Source organism: Craterilacuibacter sp. (assembly GCF_051659485.1).
Taxonomy (GTDB): Bacteria; Pseudomonadota; Gammaproteobacteria; order Burkholderiales; family Chromobacteriaceae; genus Craterilacuibacter.
Map to the genome: position 1 here is coordinate 1 of NZ_JBOFOO010000333.1, position 4672 is coordinate 4672.

The following is a 4672-nucleotide window of genomic DNA, read 5'->3' on the forward strand; positions in this document are numbered from 1 at the left end:
TGACAGGCCGGTATTCTGACCAACTGAACTACCACTCCGTTTTAGAGGCAACGGGATAAGCCCGTTGCCCGGCGACCCAAGGGCCGCCCGCGGCTTTTTACAGCGCGTCTTTCAGTGCCTTACCGGCACGGAACTTCGGTGTGCGAGCAGCCGGGATGGTGATGGCTTCGCCGGTCTTAGGGTTGCGGCCGCTACGTTCGGCGCGTTCGCCTACGTAGAAAGTACCAAAGCCAACCAGCGTTACGTCATCGCCATTTTTCAGCGTATCGGTTACGGCAACAATTACACCGTCCAGTGCTTTGGCAGCTGCAGCCTTGGAAATGTCGGCATGCGCGGCAATCGCATCAATCAGTTCAGACTTGTTCACGTTAAGTCCCCTTTCATCGTTCTTCGATATACGTAGTATGCGGCAAAACTGCCTGATTTATAGCAAGGCTGAAATCCTTGTGTCAAGCGGCTTCCGGACCCATAACTCCTGCCGGAGATACTGCTTGACACCAAGTGTTTCATGCACCTTTACACCCTTTTGAACGAGTTAAATCAGTGCGTCATGACGGACTGATTCTGCCCTGCGTCCGCTGATTGCGACATATTGGCAGACGTTGCATCCTCTGACAACGGCTCAGGCATCCTTTCCAGCGCCAATGCCAGCACCTGATCTATCCATTTGACCGGATGAATCTCGAGCTTGCTCTTGATATTCGCTGGAATTTCAACGAGATCCTTCACATTGCCATGTGGAATCAGTACCTGCTTGATGCCGCCACGGTGAGCCGCCAAAAGTTTCTCTTTTAGCCCCCCAATTGGCAACACTTCACCGCGCAGGGTGATTTCACCGGTCATCGCGACATCAGCGCGTACCGGTATTCCAGTCAGCACGGACACAATGGCCGTGGTCATGGCAACACCGGCAGAAGGCCCGTCCTTGGGGGTTGCACCCTCCGGAACATGTATGTGCATGTCGCGTTTTTCATAGAAATCCGGCTTGATTCCCAGCGATGCAGCGCGACTTCTGACTACACTCAGCGCTGCCGTGATCGATTCCTGCATCACTTCACCCAACTGGCCGGTGCGGATGATATTACCCTTACCCGGCAAAGCAACAGCTTCTATGGTCAGCAATTCCCCGCCAACTTCGGTCCAGGCAAGACCGGTCACCTGCCCCAGACGGTTCTCCTCTTCGGCCAGACCATAGTCAAAACGACGCACACCAAGATACTTATCCAGATTCTTGGCATTGACTGTCACTTTGCCGGCTTTAGCCTTTTTCTGCACCTGTGCCATCACCACCTTACGGCATATTTTGGCAATTTCGCGGTCCAGACTACGCACTCCGGCTTCGCGCGTGTAGTAGCGCACGATGTCGCGGATCGCACTTTCATGAATCAGCGCTTCGTCTTCACTCACGCCATTATTCTTCATCTGCTTAGGCACCAGATACTTGAGCGCGATATTGATTTTTTCGTCTTCGGTGTAACCGGACAGACGAATAATCTCCATACGGTCAAGCAGCGCCGGCGGAATATTCAGAGAGTTGGCCGTGGCAACAAACATCACATCCGACAAGTCGTACTCGACCTCGGCGTAATGGTCGACAAAAGCGTGGTTCTGCTCGGGATCCAGCACCTCCAGCAAGGCCGATGACGGATCGCCACGGAAATCTGCACCCAGTTTGTCGACTTCATCCAGCAGGAACAGCGGATTCTTGACCCCGACCTTGGCCATATTTTGCAGCACCTTACCCGGCATCGAGCCGATATAGGTACGGCGATGGCCGCGAATCTCGGCTTCATCACGCACCCCGCCCAGCGCCATACGCACGAACTTGCGTCCGGTGGCACGGGCAATCGACTGCCCCAGCGAGGTTTTACCCACGCCCGGCGGGCCTACCAGGCACAGGATAGGCGCTTTCAGGCGATCAACACGCTGTTGCACCGAGAGGTACTCTAGAATGCGTTCCTTGACCTTCTCCAGGCCAAAGTGATCGATATCCAGCACTTCTTCGGCGTGATCGATATCCTTGCTGATCTTGGTCTTTTTCTTCCACGGCAGATCAAGCAGCGTATCGATATAGGTACGCACGACAGTAGCTTCGGCCGACATCGGCGACATCAGCGACAACTTTTTAAGCTCGGCGGTCACCTTGTCGCGTGCCTCCTTACCCATACCCGAAGTCTTGATGCGTTTTTCCAGCTCTTCGGTTTCGCCGCCCTCTTCCAGTTCACCCAGTTCTTTCTGGATCGCTTTCACCTGCTCATTCAGGTAATACTCGCGCTGGCTTTTTTCCATCTGGCGTTTAACACGGCCACGGATGCGCTTCTCGACCTGCAGGATGTCGATTTCACCTTCAAGCTGGGACAGCAAGTGCTCGAGACGGGCTTGTACCTCGAGCATTTCCAGCACTTCCTGTTTCTGCTCTATCTTGAGCGGCAAATGCGCCACGATGGTATCGGCTAGGCGTCCGGCCTGCTCGATACCTGCCAGCGAGGTCATCACCTCGGGCGGAATCTTCTTATTGAGTTTGACGTACTGTTCGAACTGGGTCAGCAAAGCGCGGCGCATGGCCTCGACTTCGGTCGAATCGGCAGGCTCGGGAGCAACCGGCGATACGGTCGCGACAAAGCAATCCCCTTCTTCGCGTACATCTTTGACGTAGGCACGCTCACGTCCCTCTACCAAGACCTTGACCGTACCATCCGGCAACTTGAGCATCTGCAGTACCGATGCAACCGTGCCAATTCCATATAGATCGTCAGGCGTAGGCTCGTCTTTGGAGGCAGAACGCTGAGCGACCAGCATGATCTGCTTGCCTTCGTCCATTGCCACTTCCAATGCGCGAATGGATTTTGGACGGCCAACAAACAGCGGAATAACCATATGAGGGAAGACCACCACATCGCGCAGCGGCAACAGCGGCAATGCGGTTTCTTCGTGAATTTCGGCGCTCTGGGACATATGTTCTGACCATGGCTAAATGGATATCAATAGAGCAGAAATGGGGGAATATATGCACATTTCAAGCACCCCGATTGTCAGCCCCAAATAAAAAACCGCCCTGATGGGCGGTTTGCTGTGCTTTACCGGATCAGGCCGACTGGGCAAGCCCGTCATCTGCCTCACGGAAGATAAACAGAGGCTTATCGCCTTGCTCGATGACCTTCTCGTCCACCACCACTTTTTCCACGTTCTGCATCGATGGCAGTTCATACATGGTGTCCAGCAGTGCGCGCTCGAGAATGGAGCGCAAACCGCGCGCGCCCGTTTTCCGCACCATCGCCTGCTTGGCGATCACGCGCAAGGCCGATGGCTGTAACTCCAGCTCTACGCCTTCCATCGCAAACAGCTTCTGATACTGCTTGCTCAGGGCATTTCGCGGCTGGGTCAGGATGGTGACCAGTGCTTCTTCATCCAGTTCTTCCAGCGTAGTGACCACCGGCAGGCGACCAATCAACTCCGGAATCAGGCCGAATTTGATCAGGTCTTCCGGCTCGACTTCCTTGAACAGGGTAGACACACTCTTACCCCCGTCCTTGGAGGACACTTCGGCACCAAAACCAATTCCGCCCTTTTCCGAACGACGGCGGATAATCTTCTCCAGCCCGTCAAACGCACCACCACACACAAACAGAATATTGGTGGTATCGATCTGGATGAATTCCTGGTTCGGATGCTTGCGACCGCCCTGTGGCGGAATGGAAGCGACCGTGCCCTCGATCAGTTTGAGCAGGGCCTGCTGCACGCCCTCACCCGAAACATCACGGGTAATGGACGGGTTTTCCGACTTGCGCGAGATCTTGTCGATTTCGTCGATATAAACGATACCGCGCTGTGCCTTTTCCACATCGTAGTCGCACTTTTGCAGCAACTTCTGAATGATGTGTTCTACATCCTCGCCCACATAACCGGCTTCGGTCAGCGTGGTCGCATCCGCAATCACAAAAGGGACATCCAGCAGTTTGGCCAGCGTCTGTGCCAGCAGGGTTTTGCCCGAGCCGGTTGGGCCGATCAAGAGAATATTACTCTTGGACAGCTCAACCTCATCCTTCACCACCGGTGCGTACAAGCGCTTGTAGTGGTTGTACACGGCAACCGACAAAGACTTCTTGGCCAGCTCCTGACCAATGACGTGCTGGTCGAGTGCTTCGCGAATTTCCTGCGGCGCAGGCAGCTTGCGCGCCTCTTCCACCTCGACGCCAGCATCGATCGATTTCTGATCAAGCTCCTCGAGGATGATGTCGTCGCACAGGCGCACGCATTCGTTACAGATGTAGACCTGGGGGCCGGCAATCAGGCGCTGCACTTCATGTTGGCTTTTGCCACAGAAAGAGCAGTACAAGAGTTTTTCGCCGCTCGATTTTTCAGACATGCATGCTATCCGTCAGCTTAAGCCACCACGTCCTTGCGGGACGTCAGTACCTTGTCAATAAGTCCATAGGCGCACGCTTGCTCGGCCGACATGAAATTGTCGCGCTCGGTATCGCGTTCGACCTGCTCAACGTCCTTGCCGGTATGCAAGGCCATCAATGTATTCATCAGTGCCTTGATTTTCAGCAATTCACGTGCGTGAATTTCAATATCGGTGGCCTGACCGGACAGACCACCGATCAATGGCTGGTGAATCATCACCCGGCTGTTGGCCAGGGCAAAACGCTTGCCCTTAGCACCCGCAGAC

Annotated in this window: 4 protein-coding genes; all 4 read right to left on the reverse strand. The window is 54.7% G+C overall.

Translation table 11 applies throughout. The annotated features are described in order from the left end of the window. Positions 1-97: 97 nt before the first annotated feature. Positions 98-367 (reverse strand): HU family DNA-binding protein, encoded by a 270-nt coding sequence (locus ACRC1E_RS11450; RefSeq protein WP_438515222.1) that lies wholly within the window; start codon positions 365-367, stop codon positions 98-100. Positions 368-540: 173 nt separating this feature from the next. Beyond that, a complete protein-coding gene (gene lon / locus ACRC1E_RS11455) occupies positions 541-2955 on the reverse strand; it encodes an endopeptidase La (protein ID WP_438515223.1) in 2415 nt (804 codons plus the stop codon). Positions 2956-3085: 130 nt separating this feature from the next. Further along, the gene (clpX, locus tag ACRC1E_RS11460; protein WP_438515224.1) at positions 3086-4366 is read right to left on the reverse strand and encodes an ATP-dependent Clp protease ATP-binding subunit ClpX; all 1281 of its coding nucleotides are present in this window, start codon (positions 4364-4366) and stop codon (positions 3086-3088) included. A 17-nt stretch (positions 4367-4383) separates the two neighbouring features. Beyond that, a partial coding sequence (locus tag ACRC1E_RS11465) for an ATP-dependent Clp protease proteolytic subunit (protein ID WP_438515225.1) occupies positions 4384-4672 on the reverse strand: 289 nt, incomplete at its 5' end.